Origin of the sequence: Comamonas koreensis, from assembly GCF_021026195.1 — a bacterium.
Taxonomy (GTDB): Bacteria; Pseudomonadota; Gammaproteobacteria; order Burkholderiales; family Burkholderiaceae_C; genus Comamonas; species Comamonas koreensis.
Genome location: NZ_JAJNCT010000005.1, coordinates 878,198 through 898,863 on the forward strand (window position 1 = coordinate 878,198; position 20,666 = coordinate 898,863).

General features: G+C 65.9%; 11 protein-coding genes. 3 read left to right on the forward strand and 8 right to left on the reverse strand.

Features of this window, described 5'->3' with window-relative positions; all coding sequences use genetic code 11:
- Positions 1–48: 48 nt before the first annotated feature.
- Together LPW39_RS06345 and LPW39_RS06350 are read right to left on the reverse strand one after the other, a co-directional pair.
- Entirely contained in the window at positions 49–978 is a 930-nt protein-coding gene (locus tag LPW39_RS06345; RefSeq protein ID WP_230772547.1) for a DMT family transporter, read from the reverse strand.
- A gap of 124 nt (positions 979–1,102) precedes the next feature.
- Positions 1,103–2,272: an alpha-hydroxy acid oxidase gene (locus LPW39_RS06350; RefSeq protein ID WP_330166589.1), complete on the reverse strand. Its 1,170-nt coding sequence runs from the start codon at positions 2,270–2,272 to the stop codon at positions 1,103–1,105.
- Positions 2,273–2,532: 260 nt separating this feature from the next.
- Here LPW39_RS06350 and LPW39_RS06355 point away from each other — a divergent pair, with 260 nt between their 5' ends.
- Entirely contained in the window at positions 2,533–4,194 is a 1,662-nt protein-coding gene (locus LPW39_RS06355) for an L-lactate permease (protein WP_230772554.1), read from the forward strand.
- Between the two features lie 51 nt (positions 4,195–4,245).
- On the opposite strand, the gene LPW39_RS06360 is transcribed toward LPW39_RS06355, so the two are convergent.
- The 4 genes from LPW39_RS06360 to xdhA all read right to left on the reverse strand — a co-directional run bounded on the left by LPW39_RS06360 (position 4,246) and on the right by xdhA (position 10,428).
- Complete coding sequence (locus LPW39_RS06360; protein ID WP_230772556.1) at positions 4,246–4,881, reverse strand: YbhB/YbcL family Raf kinase inhibitor-like protein; 636 nt, start codon at positions 4,879–4,881, stop codon at positions 4,246–4,248.
- A gap of 121 nt (positions 4,882–5,002) precedes the next feature.
- On the reverse strand, positions 5,003–6,304 hold the full coding sequence (locus LPW39_RS06365) for an NCS2 family permease (RefSeq protein ID WP_230772563.1): 1,302 nt from the start codon (positions 6,302–6,304) through the stop codon (positions 5,003–5,005).
- A gap of 97 nt (positions 6,305–6,401) precedes the next feature.
- Positions 6,402–8,825, reverse strand: a complete 2,424-nt coding sequence (gene xdhB, locus LPW39_RS06370; protein WP_230772570.1) for a xanthine dehydrogenase molybdopterin binding subunit — start codon at positions 8,823–8,825, stop codon at positions 6,402–6,404.
- 1 nt (position 8,826) lies between these two features.
- Positions 8,827–10,428, reverse strand: coding sequence for a xanthine dehydrogenase small subunit (gene xdhA / locus LPW39_RS06375; protein ID WP_230772576.1), 1,602 nt, complete (start codon positions 10,426–10,428; stop codon positions 8,827–8,829).
- 197 nt (positions 10,429–10,625) lie between these two features.
- Between xdhA and LPW39_RS06380 the strand changes: the two genes are divergently transcribed.
- Together LPW39_RS06380 and LPW39_RS06385 are read left to right on the forward strand one after the other, a co-directional pair.
- The gene (locus LPW39_RS06380) at positions 10,626–11,900 is read left to right on the forward strand and encodes a lytic murein transglycosylase (protein WP_230772578.1); all 1,275 of its coding nucleotides are present in this window, start codon (positions 10,626–10,628) and stop codon (positions 11,898–11,900) included.
- Between the two features lie 18 nt (positions 11,901–11,918).
- Entirely contained in the window at positions 11,919–12,239 is a 321-nt protein-coding gene (locus LPW39_RS06385; RefSeq protein WP_230772580.1) for a heavy metal-binding domain-containing protein, read from the forward strand.
- 51 nt (positions 12,240–12,290) lie between these two features.
- Here LPW39_RS06385 and pbpC read toward each other — a convergent pair whose 3' ends face one another.
- Positions 12,291–14,558, reverse strand: a complete 2,268-nt coding sequence (gene pbpC / locus LPW39_RS06390) for a penicillin-binding protein 1C (RefSeq protein WP_230772582.1) — start codon at positions 14,556–14,558, stop codon at positions 12,291–12,293.
- Positions 14,555–20,524: an Ig-like domain-containing alpha-2-macroglobulin family protein gene (locus LPW39_RS06395; protein ID WP_230772591.1), complete on the reverse strand. Its 5,970-nt coding sequence runs from the start codon at positions 20,522–20,524 to the stop codon at positions 14,555–14,557. Before LPW39_RS06395 ends, pbpC begins: the two co-directional genes overlap by 4 nt.
- Between the last annotated feature and the right edge of the window lie 142 nt (positions 20,525–20,666).

Sequence of the window (20,666 nt, forward strand, 5' to 3'; positions counted from 1 at the left end):
CGCGAGACCCCCTGATGTCAGACGGGCGCTGAATTTCCAGCGCGCAGCTTAAAGCTGGGTGCAGATCACCACAATGCCGACCAGCATCAGCGCAATGCCCCATTTCTCGTTGCGGCGCAGCTGCTCCTTCAGCACCCGGCGCGAGACCAGGTAGCTGAACACCACCTCGACCATGCCCAGGGTACGCACCGAGGCAGCGCTTTGCAGCGCATAGGCGCTGAACCAGGCCAGAGACGCGGCACTGCCCATGCAGCCCGCCAACAGCGACACGCGCCAGGCCTTGGCAATGCGCAGCAGCACGCTGCGGTCACGCCAGAGGAACCAGGCGCCCATCGCCAGGGTCTGCATGCACTGCGCAATGAACACGCCCCAGGCGCCCGACAGCAGCGCGCTCGGCGCATTGAGCGCCAGCGCAGCGCCCCGAAATCCCACGGTCGCAATCGCAAAGCAGGCGCCGCAAATAAGGCCATACATCGCGGCCTTGCTGCGCCAATCGAGCTTGGCGCCGATCTGGCGCGGTGGCAAGGACAGCAGCGCCACGCCAATGGTGGCGATAGCCATCGCCGCCAGCGCCCAGTAGGTGGGCAGCTCGCCCAGAAAGACCGCACCAAACAGTGCCACCTGCAGCACCTCGGTTTTGGACAAGGTCACCGCCACGGCAAAGTTGCGCTGCTGCATTGCCAGCAGCAAGGCGCCGGTGGCAGCGATCTGGAAGAACGCGCCCAGCGCCAGCCAGCCAAAATAGGCGCCCGTCCAATGCGCAATCTCAGGCGCCTTCGCAGGCAAGGTGTAGAGCAGCACCAGCGCCAGCCCAGCCAGCGGCAGGCCGTAGAGAAAACGCACCAAGGTCGCAGCCCAGGTGCCCAGGTCGCGGGTCAGCGAGCGCTGCGCCGCATTGCGCGCCGTCTGCGCGATGGCGGCAAACACCACCAGCCCCATCCACCAACCACCCCATTCCATACCCGCTCCGTCAGCCATTACCGCATCCACTTCATCACCAGGGCCCCGATGGTAGGCGAACACGACCCCTTGCGTGCCTGCATTTGGCGATGCGAGCCTGCGGCATCAAGAGGGGCCAGCACGCTGCCTGCCCCCTGCTCGGTCAATAAGGCTGGGGATAGGTGCCCGGCACCAGGATCCGCTGGTCCACGTTGTTGATGTTGGTGTGGCCGCAGAAGGCCATCGACACATCCAGCTCCTTGTGGATGATCTGCAGCGCGCGCGTCACCCCCTCCTGGCCATAGGCACCCAGGCCGTACAGAAAGCTGCGACCGATCAAGGTGCCCTGGGCACCCAGCGCGCGGGCTTTGAGGACATCCTGGCCACTGCGGATACCGCTGTCCAGCCAGACCTCGATGTCCTTGCCGGCGGCCTGCACGATCGACGGCAGCGCATCGATGGTGGCCGGTGCGCCATCGAGCTGGCGGCCCCCGTGGTTGCTGACGATCAGCGCGTCCGCACCCGTCTCTGCCGCCAGCCGCGCATCCTCGGCCTCCATCACGCCCTTGAGGATCAGCTTGCCGCCCCAGCGCTTCTTGATCCACTCCACATCGCCCCAGTTCAGGCAGGGGTCGAACTGGTCGGCCGTCCAGGACGACAGCGAGCTCACATCGGCCACGCCATCGACATGGCCGACGATATTGCCAAACGTGCGGCGCTTGGTGCCCAGCATGCCCATGCACCAGCGCGGCTTGGTCGCCAGGTTGATGAGGTTCTTCAAGGTGGGCTTGGGCGGTGTGGACAGGCCGTTCTTGATGTCCTTGTGGCGCTGGCCCAGGATCTGCAGATCCAGGGTGAGCTGCAAGGCCGAGCAGTTCGCCGCCTTGGCGCGGTCGATCAGGCGCTCCATGAAGCCCCGGTCGCGCATCACATAGAGCTGGAACCAGAAGGGGTGGCGGCCGGTGTGCTCGGCCACATCTTCGAGCGAGCAGATACTCATCGTCGACAGGGTGAACGGAATGCCAAAGGCCTTGGCCGCGCGGGCCGCCAGGATCTCGCCATCGGCATGCTGCATGCCCGTGAGGCCCGTGGGCGCAATGGCCACCGGCATGCTGACCTCCTGCCCCACCATGGTGCTGCGCGTACTGCGCCCTTCCATATTGACGGCCACGCGCTGGCGCAGCTTGATCTTGTGGAAGGCCGCCTCGTTGTCCCGGTAGGTTCCCTGGGTGTAGGAGCCCGAATCCGCATAGTCGTAAAACATCCGAGGCACGCGCTTTTCGGCCACGGCGCGCAAATCTTCAATACATGTGATCTTGGATAAATCAGCCACAAATCTTCCTTGTTATCAAGCCCCTGCAGCGGCGCTGGCGGCCATGCCCTCTGTGTAACCCGCTGTGGTCAGCGTACTTGTCACGCAGGCGGCAAACCCAGCACCATGGTTACAAGGTCTAGGGTTTTACAGGACTGCGGGTCAGCAGCTAGGCGGACATTATGTCGATGTTCTATCCATCCAGGTGTTTTTGTCATAACAGCAGTCTATAGCCCGACCTTCCGGCCGTGCTTGCGCTGCGCTACAACGAGGAGTCAGGCATGGTTTGGCAACAGATCTACAACCCGGTGGGCAATATGGTGCTCTCCACCCTGCTGGCGGCGCTGCCGGTGGTCGTCATGCTCGTCGGGCTGGGCTTTCTCCACCTCAAAGCCCATATCGCGGCCGGCGCCGGCCTGGTCTGTGCCTTGCTCATTGCCATCGTGGTCTATGGCATGCCGGCCGATATGGCCGGCCGCGCAGCGGTCTTTGGGGGCCTCACGGGCCTGCTGCCCATTGGCTGGATCGTGCTGAACATCATCTTTCTGCACCAGCTGACGGAGCAGAACGGCAGCTTCAAGATCCTGCAGGATTCGATTGCCGGCATCACCGAGGACCGGCGCATCCAGCTGCTGCTGATTGCCTTTGCCTTTGGCGCCTTTTTCGAAGGTGCAGCAGGCTTTGGCACGCCGGTGGCGGTCACGGCGGCGATCCTGATCGGCCTGGGCTTTTCGCCGCTGGCGGCCTCGGGCCTGTCGCTGATTGCTAATACCGCGCCCGTCGCCTTCGGTGCGCTCGGCACGCCGGTGATCACCTTGGCCAAGGTGCATGGCTATGACGTGATGGAGGTCACCGCGATGGTGGGCCGCCAGCTGCCCTTCTTCTCGGTGCTGGTGCCTTTCTGGCTGATCTGGGCCTTTGCCGGCCGCAAGGCGATGATGGAGATCTGGCCGGCCATCCTGGTCACCGGCCTGTCGTTTGCGATCCCGCAGTACCTGGTGTCCAACTTCATCGGTCCGGAGCTGGTCGACATCATTGCCGCCATCGTCTCGATGGGCTGCCTGATCGGCTTTCTGCGCGTGTGGCAGCCCAGGACCATCTGGCGCAGCACCTCGCTCAAGGGCCGCGACACCAGCGAAGACACCACGGCCAAGCCACGTGCCGTGGTGGCACATGCCCGCGCCGATGTGATCCGCGCCTGGACGCCCTGGGCTATCCTGACCGTCTTCGTGTTCATCTGGGGCCTGCCGTCGGTCAAGGCCGCGCTGAACGGCCTGTTTGCGCCATCCTTTCCGATGAGCGGTCTGCACAACATGATCGAGAAGGTGCCGCCCGTCGTGCCCCAGCCCACCAAGGAAGGCGCAGTCTATGTGCTCAACCTGCTGTCGGCCACCGGCACCGGCATTCTGCTGTCGGCCATCGTCGGCGGCCTGGTGATGAAGTACAGCCCATTGGGCCTCATCAAGCAGTTCTTCAAGACGATCTGGCTGGTGCGTTTTTCGCTGCTGACCATTGTGCTGATGCTGGCCCTGGGCACCCTCACCCGCTACTCCGGCACCGATACCACCCTGGGCCTGGCCTTTGCCAACACCGGCGTGTTCTACCCCTTCTTTGGCACGATGATGGGCTGGCTGGGTGTGGCGCTGACCGGTTCGGACACCGCGTCGAACGTGCTGTTTGGCGGCATGCAGAAGGTCGCTGCCGAGCAGCTTGGCTTGTCGCCCAACCTGATGGGCGCGGCCAACAGCTCAGGCGGCGTGATGGGCAAGATGATCGATGCCCAGTCCATCGTCGTGGCCTCCACCGCCACGCGCTGGTTCGACCACGAGGGCGACATCCTGCGCTATGTGTTCTTCCACTCCGTGGCTCTCGCCACCTTGGTGGGCATCTTTGTTACCTTGCAGGCCTATGTCTACCCCTTCACGTTGATGGTGGTGAAGTAAGGTCAGCAAAACGGGGCTCTCTGAGGAGCCCCGTTCACCGCATCCGGTCCGTTAAACGGCAGGGACAGCAGGGTTGAGGCTGTACAAGCCGGTGATGCTGGCCTGGCCCAGCACGGAAGCCTGGGCCAAGGCCGCGCGCACCCGGGCGCCGGTCAGTTCGCCCTCGATGGCCAAGGTCGGCGTGGCCAGCGCATAGACCGTGAACACATAGTGGTGCACCAGGCTGTCGTTCCAGGGTGGGCAGGGGCCGTCGTAACCGTAGTACTCGCCTTGCATCTGCGCATCCCCGGCAAACCAGCCGGTGTAGTCGTTGATGCCATGGCGCAGGCCCTGGGGCGCAGCGGGGCCGGGCTTGCCATGGGCGGTGATGCCGTCAGACTGCGCGCCTGCAGCGATCTCGGTGTTGGTGCCTGGAATGTCCAGCAGCAGCCAGTGGTAGAAATCGACCCGGGGCAGATCGGCTGGCACGGTGCGGCCTTCCTGGTTCACATCGTCGCCCCGGCTGGGCACATCGGGGTCATGGCAGACGATGACAAAGGACTGGGTGCCCGCGGGCACATCGCGCCAGGCCAGGTGCGGATTGCGGTTGGACGACAGCAGGACATGGGCTGTCGCATCGGGCACCGCAAAAGCGAACTCGCCAGGAATGGCCTGGCCGTCTTGAAAGCTGTGGCTGCTGAGCTGCATCTGATAAATCCTTTGCGGGTATGAAAAAAGCCAAAGGGCCTCGGCCGGGGCCGGGACACTTTGGCAAATTCTAGGCTGCTGCCGGGCAGCTGTCAGTCAGGCAGCCTCTGACAGGCAAGGCTCAATGCCCACCGATATAGGCGAACTTGAACAGGAACAGCGCCGCAATGATCCAGACCATCCAGTGCACCTCGCGGGCCCGGCCGGTGAACAGCTTGATGGCCGCGTAGGAGATGAAGCCAAAGGCCAGGCCGTTGGCGATCGAGTAGGTAAAGGGCATCATCACCGCGGTGATGGCGGCGGGAATGGCCTCGGTGGTGTCGGCCCAGTCCACCTCGGTCAGCTCCTTGAGCATCAGGCAGGCCACAAACAGCAGCGCGGGTGCGGTGGCGTAAGCGGGCACCGAGCCGGCCAGCGGCGCGATGAACAAGCAGGCCAGGAACAGCACGGCAACCGTCACGGCGGTGAGGCCCGTGCGGCCGCCGGCCTGCACACCCGAGGCGCTCTCGACATAGGCGGTCGCGCTGGAGGTGCCCAGCAGCGAGCCGGCAAAGATCGCGCCACTGTCGGCCAGCAGCGAGCGGTGAAAGCGCTCCATCTTGCCGGGCACCAGGAGACCAGCACGCTTGGCCACGCCCATCAAGGTGCCGGTGGCATCAAACAGTTCAACCAGGAAGAACACCAGCACCACGTTCAGAAAACCACTGGACAGCGCCGTCTTGATATCGAGTTGCAGGAAGGTCGGCGCAATCGACGGCGGTGCCGAGAACACCCCTTGGAACTGGTTGCCGCCAAAGATGAACGAGGCCACCGTAACGGCCAGGATGCCGATCAGGATGGCGCCGGGCACGCGCAGGCGGTCCAGCACGACGATCAGGAAAAAGCCCAGGGTGAACAGGATCACCGACGGCGAATGCAGATCACCCAGGGTCACCAGGGTGGCCTTGGATTCCACCACCACGCCGGCGCTCTTGAGCGCAATCAGCGCCAGAAACAGACCGATACCCACCGTGATGGCCACACGTATCGATGCCGGTATGCCGTTGATGATCTGGTCGCGTATGCGAAAGATGGTGACCAGCAGGAACAGGCAGCCGGAGACGAAGACCGCCCCCAGCGCCGCCTGCCAGGTGTAGCCCATGCCCAGCACCACCACATAGGCGAAGTAGGCGTTCAGCCCCATGCCGGGTGCAATCGCAATCGGGTAGTTGGCATACAGGCCCATCAGCACCGAGCCCAGCGCCGCAATCAGGCAGGTGGCGACAAACACCGACCCCTTGGGCATGCCCGCATCCCCCAGGATGGAGGGGTTGACGAACATGATGTAGGCCATCGTGAGAAAGGTCGTGAGCCCCGCCAGCACTTCGGTTCGCACCGTCGTGCCATGCTCACCCAGCTTGAAATAGTTATCCAGCACACTCATGGCTGCTCCTTGTGGTTATGCATTGTTCAATGGAAGCTGATTCAGATCGAAGGCGGCGAGTATCGCAGTTGCGGGCGCAACCTGCCAGACACCACCGTCAAAGCCCTGTCTGCACGGCCGCGATGGCGTCCAGCACCGCCTCGGCCGTGGCCGGTGCCCGCAGCGGCGGGCAACAGCCGGGCGCGCCGGTGGCGGCCACCGCATCGCGTATCGCAAACAGCACCGAGAACGGCAGCAGCAGCGGCGGCTCGCCCACCGCCTTGCTGCGGTGGATGGTCTCGTGCGGGTTGGCACCGTCAAACAGCTGCACATTCAGCACGGGCGGGCAGTCGTTGGCGGTCGGGATCTTGTAGGTGCTGGGGGCATGGGTCATCAAGGCACCGGTCTTGGGATGCCAGACCAGCTGCTCCATCGTGAGCCAGCCCATGCCCTGGATAAACGCGCCCTCGACCTGGCCGATGTCCACGGCCGGGTTCAGCGACTGGCCCACATCATGGATCACATCGGCGCGCAGCAGCTTGCTCTCGCCGGTCAAGGTGTCCACCACCACCTCGCTGACGGCCGCGCCGTAGGCAAAGTAGAAGAAAGGCCGGCCACGCATCGCCGCGCCATCCCAGGACAGCCCGGGCGTCGCATAAAAACCATCGGACCAGAGCTGCACCCGCTCCAGATAGGCCTGCTTGACCAGCGCCTCAAAACGCAGGGTCTGGCCCGCGCAATGCACCTCGTCGTTCACAAAGCGCACCGATGCCGGGTCTGCCCCATGCTGCGCTGCCAGGCAGGCCGCCAGGCGCTCGCGGATCTGGCGCGCCGCGTCCTGCGCGGCCTTGCCGTTCAGGTCGGTGCCGGTCGATGCCGCCGTGGCCGAGGTGTTGGCCACCTTGGTGGTGTCGGTGGCCGTCACTCGCACCCGCTCAAAGGCCACACCCAGCTCATGCGCCACCACCTGGGCCACCTTGGTGTTCAGGCCCTGGCCCATCTCGGTGCCACCGTGGTTGACCAGGATGGAGCCATCGTTGTAGACATGGACCAGCGCGCCGGCCTGGTTGAAATGCTTGACGTTGAAGGAGATGCCGAACTTGACCGGCGTCAGCGCCAGGCCGCGCTTGAGCACCGGGCTGCTGGCATTGAAGGCATCGACCTGCGCGCGCCGCGCCCGGTAGTCGCTGCGCGCCTCCAGCTGCGCGACCAGCTCGTCGATGATGTTGTCGTCCACCTCCTGGCCATAGGGCGTGCACTGCCCGCTGTCCTTGGCATAGAAGTTGGCGCGGCGCACATCGAGCGCATCCTTGCCCAGCTGCCGCGCGATCGAGTCCATGATGTTCTCCATCACGATCGCGCCTTGCGGCCCGCCAAAGCCGCGAAACGCGGTATTGCTCTGCGTATTGGTCTTGCCCATGAAGCCGCGCATGCGCACATTGGGCAGCCAGTAGGCATTGTCGAAGTGGCAGAGCGCGCGGGTCATCACCGGCGCCGACAGATCGGCCGAGTGCCCGGCGCGCGAGACCATGGTCACCTCGGCGCCCAGAATGCGGCCGGCATCGTCATAGCCAATGTCGTACTCGTACCAGAAGCAATGGCGCCTGCCGGTGACCATGAAATCATCGTCCCGGTCCAGCCGCAGCTTGACGGGCCGGCCCAGCTTGCGCGCCGCCACCGCAGCCACGCAGGCAAACAGCGCCGATTGCGATTCCTTGCCGCCAAAGCCGCCGCCCATGCGCCGGCATTCGACATGCACTGCATGGGCCTGAACGCCCAGCGCATGGGCCACCAGGTGCTGCATCTCGCTGGGGTGCTGGGTGGAGCAGAACACATGCATCGCGCCCCCCTCCTTGGGGATGGCGTAGCTGATCTGGCCTTCGAGGTAGAACTGCTCCTGGCCGCCCACTTCCCAGCTGCCCTGCAGCCGGTGCGGAGCCTGGGCAATGGCCTGGCTGGCGCCGCCGGCATCGGTCTCGCGCACCAGCTGCATCGGCGGCATCACATACTGGCCCAGCGCATGGGCCTGCTGCGGCGTCAGCACCGGCTCGGCCTCTTCCACCGTGGCCAGCTTGCGCGCCATCGCGGCCACGCGCCGCGCCGTTTGCCGGTCGCGGGCCAGCACCGCAAACATCGGCTGGCCCAGGTAGCGGATCTCGCCATCGCAGAGGATGGGGTCGTCATGGATGATGGAGCCGCAGTCATTGACGCCGGGAATATCAGCGGCCGTCAGCACCGCCACCACACCGGGCTGGGCGCGCAGCGCGTCCAGGTCCAGCGACAGCAAACGGCCATGGGCCACGGGTGACAGGCCCAGCGCGCAGTGCAGGCTGCCGGCCAGCTCGGGCATATCGTCGATGTAGGCGGCCTCACCGGCCACATGCCAGGCGGCAGACTCATGGCTGCGGCTGATGCCGACCTGGTGGCCCTGCTGGCGGGCCTTGGCTTCCTGCGCCACATCAATGCGCGCCTTCTGGTTGTCACGGTAATCGGCAAAGGCTTCAGCGCCGGCCAGCACATGCTTGGGGATTGAGGTGTTCATATCAGGCTCCCGTGGCTGCGGCCTGTGGGGCCTGGGCGCTGCTGACGAGGTGCGGCATGGCGGCCCAGACGCTGGTGGCATCGGCTGGCAAGGGGGCATCGGCCCGGGTCTCCAGCCACAGGCGCTGCAGCAGGTTCTGCGCCACCTTGATGCGGTAGGCCGCGCTCGCCCGCATATCGGTCATCGGTTGAAAATCCTCGGCCAGCGCGGCCTGGGCGCGCTGCACAGCCTGCGCCGTCCAGGCCTGGCCCAGCAATGCGGCCTCGGCCTTGGCGGCGCGCCGCACGGTGGCCGCCATGCCGCCAAAGGCCAGGCGCACGGTCTCCACCTGGCCCTGGGCATCGAGCTGCAGCGAAAAGCCCGCGCACAGCGCCGAGATATCACAGTCAAAGCGCTTGCTGATCTTGTAGGCCCGCACCTGGCGCGCCTGCACTGCCAGCGGCACGCGCAGGCCCTGCACCCACTCGCCGGGCTCCAGCTGGTTCTTCATGTAGTCCAGGTAAAAGTCGGTCAGTGGCATGCGCCGCAGGCGCTCACCCAGGCGCAGCTCGATCTCGGCATCCAGCGCCATCAGCACCGGCGGGGCATCGCCAATCGGCGAGCCATTGGCCACATTGCCGCCCATGGTGCCGGCATGGCGCACGGGGGGCGATGCAAAGCGCAGCCAGACCTCCGCCAGCGTCGGAAAGCGCTGTGCCAGCGCGGCCCAAGCCGATTCCAGCGAGGCGCCGGCACCAATGCAGAGCATGCCATCGCGCTCCTCGATGCGGCGCAGCTCCGCCACCCGCCCGACGGCAATCAAATCGCCCAGCGGCCGGAACTGCTTGTTGATCCACAAGGCCACATCGGTGGTGCCGCCGATCATGCGGGCATCGGGCAGCGCGGCGCGCAGCTGCGCCAGGCTGGCTATGCTGGCCGGCGCATGGAAGTGCTGGGGCTGCCCGCTGCTGGGGCTGTAGGCATAGCTCCAGTCGGCATCGCTGCGCAGCGCCTGCAGGGCCGACACCACGGGCGCCGCATCCAGCTGGCGGGCAGGCAGGTCCAGCATCTGCTGGCCGGCATCCAGAATGGGCCGGTAGCCGGTGCAGCGGCAGAGGTTGCCGGACAGCGCATCGGCCAGCTGCTGGCGGGTGGGTGCGGGGCCTGGGTGCGCCTGCTGCCGCTCGTACAAGGACCACAGCGACACCACAAAACCGGGCGTGCAAAAGCCGCATTGCGAGCCGTGGCAGTCCACCATGGCCTGCTGCACCGGGTGCAGCGCGTTGCCGGGCTGGCCGGCCTCCTTGGGCCGGCAGCTGGTCTTGAGATCTTCGACGGTGAACAGCGCCTTGCCATGCAGGCTGGGCAGCAGCTGGATGCAGGCATTGACGGTCTGCAGCTTGAGGCCTTGCACGGCCTGCGGATCGCCCGGCTCCGCCAGCTCGGCCAGCATCACTGTGCAGGCACCGCAATCGCCTTCGTTGCAGCCCTCCTTGGTGCCGGTGCAGCGCGCGTCCTCGCGCAGCCAGTCCAGCACACTGCGCGTGGGGGCCAGGCCTTCAACTTCGGTGATACGGCCTTGGTGGTAGAAACGGATGGCTTGTGGGGCGGTCATGGGGCTCATGGTGGGGCTCGGTCGCGCATTGCCGCGCCGGTCTTCAAAACTGTGTACAAGCGTAGTGTGCCGCGCAGCGCCAGCCATAACAAGCCAGCGATAGGCGCTATGGTGCAGCGCATATATTTTTGGGTTTACCCGCATCTTTGCGCCCGGCAAAAACGTAAGCAATGGTCGCGACTTGCGGGTTTACCAGGGCTGCGGCCATGGCAAGCAGGTATATTGCCTGGATGATGTTCCGCCGCCCCCACCCTGCGATGCGCCAGCTCGCCACCGCCGTCAGCCTGGGCCTTGCCGCCTGCGCCGTATTTGCCCAGACCAGCGCACCGCAAGAGCCGCCGAACCTGAGCCAGGCCGAGTTCCAGTCCTGCCTCAGCGAGCTGCGCAGCAGCAAGGCCTTTGCCGCCATCACCCCCGCCACCTTCCACCAGTACACCGCCCAGCTCCAGCCCGATGCCACGGTGCTGCCGCTGCTCAACCGCCAGCCCGAGTTCACGATGCCCGTCTGGGATTACATCGCCGTGCTGGTTGACGAGCAGCGCGTGGCCGAAGGCCGCGCCGCCTATGCCAAGTGGAAGGACACCCTGGACAAGATCGAACAGAGCACGGGCGTATCCCCGCAGATCGTTATCGGCGTCTGGGGTGTGGAGAGCAACTTCGGCCAGAACCTGGGCGGGCGCTCCCTGGTGCAGTCGCTCGGCACCCTGTCCTGCTTTGGCCGCCGCCAGGCCTATTTCCGGGGCGAGTTCGCCAGCGCGCTGCGCATTCTGCAAGAAGGCCATATTGCCGAGTCCAAGCTGGTCGGCTCCTGGGCCGGCGCCTTTGGCCAGACCCAGTTCATGCCCTCGACCTTCTTCCGCAGCGCGGTGGACTTTGACGGCGATGGCCGCCGTGACATCGTCGACAGCGTGCCCGATGCGCTGGCCTCGACCGCCATGTTCCTGAAGAACGCCGGCTACCGCCCGGGCCAGCCCTGGGGCTTTGAGGTCAAGCTGCCCAGCGGTTTCAGCACCGCCGATGCCGGCCGCAAGAACAAGAAGCCGCTGGATTTCTGGCGCTCGGCCGGCGTCACCTTGGCCAATGGCGATCCGCTGCCGGATTCGCTGCCATCCGCTGGCCTGATGATCCCTGCCGCTGGCGGCCCGGCCTTCCTGGTGGGGCGCAATTTTGATGCGCTCTACAGCTACAACGCCTCGGAAAACTATGGCCTGGCCATTGCGCAGTTGTCCAACCTGGTGGCCGACAGCCAACAAAGCCAGATCAGCTTTGTCACCCCCTGGCCCACCGATGACCTGGGCCTGTCGCGCGCGCAGAACAAGGAGCTGCAGCAGGCGCTGCTGACCCGTGGCTACGCGATTGGCGAGCCCGACGGCATGATTGGCGCCAAGACGCGCGAGGCCATCAAGGCCGAGCAAAACCGCCTGGGCATGAAGGCCGATGGCCGCGCTGGCCAAAAGCTGCTGCGCGCGCTCGGCAACTGATAGCGCTGGAGTCACACCATGATTGTCACGACCACCCCCAGCGTTGAAGGCAAGCGCATCAGCCGCTACTGCGGCATCGTCAATGGCGAGGCTATCCTGGGCGCCAACTTTTTCAAGGACTGGTTTGCCGGCATCCGCGACATTGTTGGCGGCCGCTCGGGCACCTACGAGAAAGAGCTGCAAAAGGCCAGAGACATTGCGCTGGCCGAGTTGCAGGAGCGCGCCAAGGCGCTGGGCGCCAATGCCGTCGTCGGCATCGACCTGGACTATGAAGTGCTGGGCAAGGACAACGGCATGCTGATGGTGTCGGCCAGCGGCACCGCCGTCGTCGTCGACTAAAAGCCCCGGCCGGTATTGCTGCAGCCCCCTTGCGGGTGGCTGCAGCATCTTTTAGCGCTTGGCCTGTTTAACGCCCGCGCCGCGCACTTCCAGGCGGATGCTGTCCAGCACCTCGCCCTGCGCATTGACCAGTTCCACCTGGTGGCGGCCCGGCCAGGGCAGCCAGGCCCAGCGCGCGCCGCGCGCCACATCCTTGCCATCGATGCGCCAGCGTGCAGCGGCCGAATCGGCGACAAACTGCAGGCGCTGGCGCTCGGGTGGAATGTCCGGGTCCACCGCGACAATCGTGCCATTGGCGGGGGCCAGAATACGCACCGCAGGCGGTGCTGCCGAGCCACTGCCGTCGGCCGATCGCCCGGCAAAGCTGCGGCCGCCCACCATCTCATCAACCCCGGTGGCCTGGCCATCCAGCGCAAAGCGGGGCTGCCCGGTGCCGGCCAGGAACCACTCCTCACGCCGCGCCTCCAGCGCAAAGCCGGCGCCCGATTGGCCTGCAGGCGCGGGGCCAAAATCCACCCATTGCTCATGCAGCCCGGGCGGCGGCTTGGGCGCGCGGCTGGGCTGGCCCTGGTGCAAAAAGGCCATGATGCTGGCCCAGACCGGCGCCGCACCACTGGTGCCGCTGACCGAGTGCATGGCCTCGCCGCTGGCATTGCCGACCCAGACGCCCACCGTATAGCGGTCGGACCAGCCGACCGCCCAGTTGTCGCGCATGTCCTTGCTGGTGCCGGTTTTCACCGCCGCCCAGCTGCGCGTGCCCAGCACGCTGTCCAGCCCAAAGGTGCGCACGCGGGCATTGCCATCGGCCAGCATATCGCCCACCACATAGGCCGCACCCGCATCCATGGCCTGGCGGAACTGCGGCTTGCCGCCGCGCGCATAGGCCACCGGGCTGTAGCGCCCGCCATTGGCCAGCGCACGGTAGGCATTGGTCAGCTGCACCAACGGAATGTCAGGGCTGCCCAGCGCCAGGCTGTAGCCAAAATAGCTGCCGCTCTCGCGCATGGGCATGCCCAGGCGCACCAGCTGGTCAAAGAAATCGTCCACGCCCACCATCACCAGGGTGCGCACCGCCGGCACATTGAGCGACGCGCCCAGCGCCGTGCGCACCGACACCCAGCCCTTGAAGCTGCGGTCGTAGTTCTGCGGAATATAGAGGCCGCTGGCCGTCGGAATGCGGGCCGGCGAATCCTCGATCAAGGAGGCAGCCGTCAGCTTGTGCTCGGCAATCGCCTGGCCATAGAGAAAAGGTTTGAGGGTGGAGCCCGGCTGGCGCGGCGCCAGCACCGCATCCACCGCATGCGCCTGGCTCAGTGCGCCCGATGAGCCCACCCAGGCCAGCACCTCGCCGCTGGCGTTGTCCAGCACCAGCACGGCGCCATCTTGCACATTGCTGCTGCGCAAGGCCTGCAGGTGCTGGCCCAGAATATCGACCGCATAGCGCTGCAGCGGCGCACTCAAGGTGGTGCGCAGGCTGGCCATGGCCGCCGGCTGGGTTTTTCCATCCGCGCCTTGCCGTGCCTCACGCAGTGCAATGCGGCTGAAGTGCGGCGCAATGCCTTCGCTGGCATCAAAGGCGCGCTTTTTCAGCGCGATCTCGGTGAAGAACACGATCGCTTCGCAGTCCAGCTTGGGATCGCGCCGCATCTCCTTGAGCACACCGCAGGCACGCTGGCCCACTTGGCTGGGCCGCGCATTGGGCGCGCGCACCAGCGCGGCGGCCACCGCCGCCTCGCGGTCATCCAGCCCATGGGGGGCCTTGTCGAACAGGGTGCGTGACAGCGCATCAATGCCCACCACTTCGCCCCGGAAAGGCACCAGGTTCAGGTAGGCCTCCAGGATCTGGGTTTTCTGCCAGCGCCGGTCCAGCACCTGGGCTGCCACCGTCTGGCCCACCTTTTGCACCACCGAGCGGCCGCCATTGCTGCGCCGCCAGTCGCCGTCGAGCAAGCCCGCCAGCTGCATGCTGATGGTGCTGGCCCCGCGCGTACGCTGGTTCCAGAGATTGCCCCAGGCCGCAGCGGTCACCGCCGCCCAGTCCACGCCACTGTGCTCGTAAAAACGCTTGTCCTCGCTCAGCAGCATGGCGGTGCGCAGCGCGGCCGATACATCGCCCAGCGCTACCCAGTCGCCCCGGCGCACCGTGCTGTCGGTGCGCACCCGCTGCAGCAACTCGCCTTCGCGTGACAGCACCCGCGTCTCCGATGAGCTGAAGTCCTGGCGCACCTCGCCAAAGCTGGGCACAGCCTGGGCCAGTGGTGCATGCACCAGGCAGGCCAGGGCCAGCAGCCGCCAGCGGGCTATAGCGCGCAGCCTCATGGCGCCACAGGCACAACCGTCACCTTCGGATTGGGTGCCATGCCGAACATCTCGGGCGCATACAGCGCCTCGACGCGGGTCGATGGCAGCGCAAACTCACCGGTGTTGTTGACGCGGTAGCTGTACTGCAGGCTGAGCTTGCCCTGCGGCAGGTAGCCGTAGTAGGCGCGGTAGCTCTCGAAGGAGCGCTCCTCGAACGCCTTCCAGCCCCAGCCGGTCGATTTCTCGCCGGCGGTGGACAGTGCCGAGTCCCGGCCCAGGCCGCTGCCCAGGATGGTGGCGCCGCCCGGAATCGGATCGGTGATCGCCACCCAGGTCATGTTGGCGCTGGCATTCACCTCCAGGGTCACACGCAGCACATCGCCCCGGGTGTACTGGCCGGCGGGCAGGTTCTTGTTGGCCTGCTCCACCGCCACCACCGTCTTGCTGATGGTGTAGCCGGCCGACAGCGGCTGCTTGAGCGGCACGGCCGCCTGCGACTGCACCGTCAACCAGGGCTTGCCGGTGCCCTTTTGCTGCACCTTCAGGCTCTGGTTACCACTGGCCCAAGGCAGGTCAATGGTGTTGTTCAGCCATTGCGCGACCTGCTCGGTCGGGCCGGGCGTACGCTTGCCGCCCTGCGCCAGCAGCTCGATGGCGTCCTGCGCCTTGGTCACGCGGCTCCAGTCCACGGTGCCGGACTTGCCGGCCATGCTGGCCTCGGTCGTACCGGTTACCGGCGTGGATTCATAGGTGCGCGAGAAGCGCTCCAGCGCCAGCGCGCCCCAGAGGTTGGCCGTGGTCGTCGTCCAGGCACCGCTCTTTTGGCGGCTGATAAAGCTGCTGGCCAGGCGCGGCATATCGTCCTTCCAGGCCGGGTCGTCCATCACCACCAGCAGGAAGCGCGCCAGGGTGGTGTCACCGTTTTGCATCAGCCACCACCAGTAGTCGTTGTTCTCGTTGGCGAACAGCACCTTGGTGCCCTGGTAGCTCAGGCGCGCACGCAGGATCTGGTTGGCCTCTTCGAGCAGCTTGCTGCGGTTGGGCACATCCTTCATGTGGCCCAGGATGGATAGCCAGTCCACCACCGTCTGGGTGGGCCAGTCGTTGGGGGCAATCTGGATGCTGGTCAGCATGCGCGGCTGCGCCTTGCCATACAGCGCCAACGCGTTGATGGCAGCGAGCTTGCGCACTTCCAGGTCGGAGCGCGGGCTCCAGAACTTGCGCTCGATGCGGCCATCGATGAAGCGGGCCAGCGCATCCTGCATGCGGCCCAGCGGCGCGGCGGGGATCGCAAAGGCCGGGTCGATGCGCTTCATCTCGAAAGCGGCCTGCAGCAGGTGGGCGGTCAGCGCATCGCTGCCGGTGTTGCTGCTGCCCGGTTGCGGCGGGAAGTAGTTGGCCAGGCCATCGCCATCCAGGTAGGTGGGCAGGCGTTCCATCGTGCTCTTCCACAGCGCTGCATCCTGCATGCCGATGGATTTGCTCGTGGTCTGCTCCAGGCAGGCGTACGGGTAGGCACGCCACCAGTCACGCACGCCGGGCAGGCCTTCTGCCAGGCGCGGCACCAGCGACAGCTTCAGGCCGCCACGGCCGGGCAAGGCATCGGCCGGTGCGCTCACCGGCATATCCAGGCTGCCATCGAGCTGCAGCAAGGTAGCCTGCAGGGTCTCCACCGCCACAGCGGGCACCACCCGCTGGCTGACCTTGAGCGCATCGGCGGCATCGCCCTGCTTGTCCTTGGCGCTGATCTCCCAAAGCAACTCGCCCTGGCGGCTTTGCGACATGTCGGGCGGCGCCGTCACGCTCCAGCTCACGGTGCGGGCCTCGTTGGCCGCCACTTCCACCGTCTGCGGCTCCAGCTGCAGCAAGGTGGCCTTGGGGGTCACCAGCACCTGCATGGGCTTGCTGGTGGTGTTGCGCAGGGTGACCTGGGCGTCATAGCGGTCGCCATCGCGCACCAGTGGCGGCAGGCCGCTGATGATCTGCAGTTCCTGCGTGGTGCGGATCTGGGTGGTGCCGGTGCCAAACAGCTCCAGCCCGCTCTCGGCCACGGCCACGATCTTGAAGCTGGTCAGTGCGTCGTTGAGCGGCACATCCACTTCGGCGCGGCCATTCGCATCCAGCACCACATTGGGCTGCCACAGCAGCAGGGTATCGAGCAGCTCGCGCGTCTGGCCATTGCCACCGCCGCCACCCGCCGCCACGGCCTTGCGGCCGTAGTGGCGCCGGCCGATGATTTCCATCTGGGCGGTGGAGGTCTCCACGCCCCAGGAACGCTTTTGGTACATGGCTTCGAGCAGCGCCCAGGTGTCATTGCTCTTGAGCTCCAGCAAGGCCTGGTCCACGGCCGCCACCGACACAGCCGCGCCCGCAGCCGGCTTGCCATTGGGCAGCTTGGCTTCGATCGTGACCTTGGCGGTGTTGCGGATGCGGTAGCTTTCCTTGTCGCTCTTGACGGTCACGGCCAGCTGGCGGTCGGCAATGCCGACGCGTATCTCGGCCGCGCCCAGGCGGTAGGCGGGCTTGGACAGGTCCACCAGCGCGGTGGGCGCCACATACTCCTTGCCCTCGTACCAGAACGAGGTCCACCATTCACGCGGCGACTTGAAGCCCCAGGTGAAGAAGCTGTACCAAGGCACTTCGCGCAGGCGGCCACGCAGCGCCATCACGCTGACGTAGACATTCGGGCCCCAGCCCTCTTGCACCTTCAGGTTGACCGTGGGGTCATCGCCGCGCAGGGTGATCACCTGGCTGGACAGCACGCCTTCGCGCTCCACCGTCACCAGCGCCGTTGCTTCGCGGAAGGGCATGCGCACCTGGAAGCGCGCGGTGTCGCCCACCTTGTAGGATTTCTTTTCCGGCAGCAGGTCCATGCGGTCGGTGTCTTCACCGCCAAACCAGAGCTCGCCCTGCTTGGTCACCCAGACCGAGGTCGCGGCCTTGGAGCTGCGGTTCTTGTCATCGGTCGCCTCGGCGATCAGTTCGGTCTCGCCGCCTTCGCTCAGCTGGGTGTCGCAGGCCAGCAGGCCCTTGGCATCGCTCTTGCCGCTGCAGACCACGCCCAGGTCCTTGTAGCTCTCATGGTTCTCGTAGCTGTAGAAGCCGCCCACCATGCGCTTGCGCGTGGAGGTGACCACGCGCGCCACCGCGCGCACCTGCAGCTTGACGCCAGAAACCGGCTTGCCCGACGGCGTCAGCGACAGCGCCTGGAAGCTCAGCTTCTTGTCGGTGGAGGCCCAGTTCTCGGCCTTGATGCCGGCGACCACCGAGGCGGGCCAGATCACGCTGTGGTTGCTGATGGTCTGCACCTCGCCATTGGGGTCGGAGAAGCTCGCCTCCAGCAGCAGATCCTGCGGCGCCACGGAGCTGGGCACCTGCGCGATTTCGGCCTTGCCCACGCCATTGGCATCCAGGGTCAGCGCCAGCTTGTCGGCAATCACGCGGCGGTCATTGCTGTAGTCTTCTCCGTCGTTGCCCGCGCCGGGCAGCTTGCGGCTCAGATAGGGCCGGCCGAACGAGAAGGTGTCGTAGTCCTCAAAGCTCACCGCATGCGACTGGATCGCGGCCGATACCTTGACGGCCTCCTTGGCCGCTGCGCCACCCGAGAGGTAGGACAGCTGCACCTGCGCACCGAGCTTGCCGGGTTGCACGATGGGGGCTGGCTGGTCCGGCGTCACACTGCCCTTGAACACCGGCAGGCGGTACTCTTCCACCCGGAACGAGCCGGTCTGCATCTCGGTCGAGCCCCACTTGCCCTTGCCGCCCTTGAGCGTGATGTTGTAGGTGCCCAGCTTGGCAGCCTTGGGGATCTTGAACTCCGACACGGCCGACAGGCCCTGGCCGGGACGCTGCCAGGTCAGCGGCAGCTCAAACTCGTCATTGCTGCCCAGATGGGTGATGACCACCTGGTCGGGCAACTGCTCCTTGCCGGGCAGGCCCAGGCCGCCCATCGTCTGGCTGCGGATCAGGTGCTTCATCGACACCGTCTCGCCAGCGCGCAACAGGCTGCGATCGAGCACGGTATGGGCGACCACATCCTGCACCGGGCTGCTGTCGGTCTCCAGGTTGAAGCGCCAGCTCTCGATGCCACGCTGCCAGTCGCTCCAGACAAAGGCCATGTCCTGCTTGCCATCGACCGTCGCGCGCGCGCTCACAAAGTAGGCCGAGCTGGTGTCGCTGTCAGCGCCACCCTCGCAGCGCACCTGCGCCTGGGTGTCGAGCTTGTCGAAGCGGGCCACGCCGTCCTTGTCGGTGGTGCCCTGCACCAGGGTCTTGCCGTCGCAGGTGGAGATGCGCACCTGGGCATTGGCCACCGGCTTGCCCTTGTCCAGGCTGGTCACCCAGGCCATCGCGTTTTCACGCCCCAGCTTGAAGTGCACGCCGAGGTTGGTCACCAGCGCCGAGCTGCGCACATACATCACGCGGCGGGCGCTGTCGTAGTCGGTGTTGAGCAGTGCGTCGCCCAGCATCGGCGAGGCGATCTCGACCACATGGAAACCGGTCTCCAGCGGAATGCCCACCACCTCGAAGGGGCGCGGGTCCTTGCTGTCGGTCTTGGGCAGGGCCAGCTTCTTGCCGGCGGCCTGGCCTTCGAGCAGCGACAGCATGCGGGTTTCGACATAGTTCTTGTCGCCATCGGGCAGCACATTGGGCAGCGGGATCTTGCTGTCCTGCGCCGCCTGCTTGCGGCTGATCTGCCAGTTGTCATAGCGCTGCAGCTTGCGGTACCAGCGGATGATGTCGGCATCGCTTTGCAGCTGCAGGGTCGAGACGGTGCCCTTGTCCTCGATCGACAAGCCCTTGATCTGCAGGTCCTGCTCCACATTGCGCAGGGTCACCGGGAACATGGCCGGGCCCTTGTCGCCTTCGGCAAAGCGCTCCACCACGCCAAAGGGCGAGGCGGCAAACTTGGCCAGCGGCGGCATCAGGCCGCTTTCCACCTTCAGCGGGAACAGGTTGGCATTGGCCAGCGGCCGGTCGGATTCGTCCTTGAAGCCCTGGGGCAGCACGATGCGCATCGTCTCCTTCTCGCCGAAGGGTGGCGCAAACTGCAGGCGGTTGACCTCGCTGGCATCCCCGTCATCAGGGAAGCTGGCCTTGACCTTGCCCTTGGAGGTCTCCAGGAAAACGCCTTCCGCCAGCTTGCGGTCCACCGAGGCGCTGAAGAGCACATTGAGCGGGCGGATCGGCAGGCAGCCGGCCTGCGCATTGGCGCGCTCGCAGCTGAACTCGGCCGTGAAGGGCTGGCGCACCTGGTAGTCAAAGCGGCGCTCGCGCGTCTGCTTGACGCCGTTGTCCGTGCTCACCCCCGCGCCCACCACCAGGCTCATCTGCGCGCCCTCGGGCAACGCACGCTGGCACTGCAAGGCCACATGGCGGCGTGGCCGCTGCTGCAAGCTATCGCGGCCAAACTGGCTTTGCATGAAGTCATCCGACTCCGAGGCGCTGAGGACACGCACCGGAATGCGCTCCCCAATGCCCTTGACCGTGCACCAGGTGCTGTTCTCTACGGTCGAGGTCACGACATCGGCATTGAACTGCAGGCCAAAGAACTGGCGGCTGTCCAGCGCCTGGTAGCTGCCAGGAACAATGCGGGTCACCGACGGGCCGCCGGTGCCAAAGCTGTACTTGGCAGCGCCCTTGACCGGCTCGCCAGCGGCATCCTTGAGGTTGGCGACCTTTTCGACCGTGCAGCGCACGCCTGGCGGCAGGTCATCGGCCAGGTCAAACACCCATTCACGGGGGCCTGTCCAGCGCCCCGTTCCCTGGCTCTGGGCCTGTTTGTTGTCGCAGTCCAGCTTGACTGGCGCGGCCGCGCGCAGATCGCCCATTGGCACCACGGCCGCATCGAACTTGACCACGATTTGCCGGACCCGGGCCACCTCGCCCTGCGGTGACACCGATGTGATGCTTGTGGCATGGGCCGACAGGCCCAGCGCAGCCCAGCCGGCGCCCGCCAGCCAGCGTTGTAATGTTGTATTCACGGAGCTCTCCCCTAGGATGGTGAGAGCGTACCAAAATTAGCCTGCGCCAGTGTTGGCTGGCCGCCCAGGGCAGCCAGGTGTTTCATTTGGCAACAAGAAGATGCTATTTATTAGGCTAATAGCTTGCCGGGGCTCTGCCGAT

What these genes read in the sequence shown, in the direction of transcription:
- LPW39_RS06345 (WP_230772547.1), bottom strand. Translation starts at nt 978, where the DNA reads ATGGCTGACGGAGCGGGTATGGAATGGGGTGGTTGGTGGATGGGGCTG.
- LPW39_RS06355 (WP_230772554.1), top strand. Translation starts at nt 2,533, where the DNA reads ATGGTTTGGCAACAGATCTACAACCCGGTGGGCAATATGGTGCTCTCC.
- LPW39_RS06360 (WP_230772556.1), bottom strand. Translation starts at nt 4,881, where the DNA reads ATGCAGCTCAGCAGCCACAGCTTTCAAGACGGCCAGGCCATTCCTGGC.
- LPW39_RS06365 (WP_230772563.1), bottom strand. Translation starts at nt 6,304, where the DNA reads ATGAGTGTGCTGGATAACTATTTCAAGCTGGGTGAGCATGGCACGACG.
- xdhB (WP_230772570.1), bottom strand. Translation starts at nt 8,825, where the DNA reads ATGAACACCTCAATCCCCAAGCATGTGCTGGCCGGCGCTGAAGCCTTT.
- xdhA (WP_230772576.1), bottom strand. Translation starts at nt 10,428, where the DNA reads ATGAGCCCCATGACCGCCCCACAAGCCATCCGTTTCTACCACCAAGGC.
- LPW39_RS06380 (WP_230772578.1), top strand. Translation starts at nt 10,626, where the DNA reads ATGGCAAGCAGGTATATTGCCTGGATGATGTTCCGCCGCCCCCACCCT.
- LPW39_RS06385 (WP_230772580.1), top strand. Translation starts at nt 11,919, where the DNA reads ATGATTGTCACGACCACCCCCAGCGTTGAAGGCAAGCGCATCAGCCGC.
- pbpC (WP_230772582.1), bottom strand. Translation starts at nt 14,558, where the DNA reads ATGAGGCTGCGCGCTATAGCCCGCTGGCGGCTGCTGGCCCTGGCCTGC.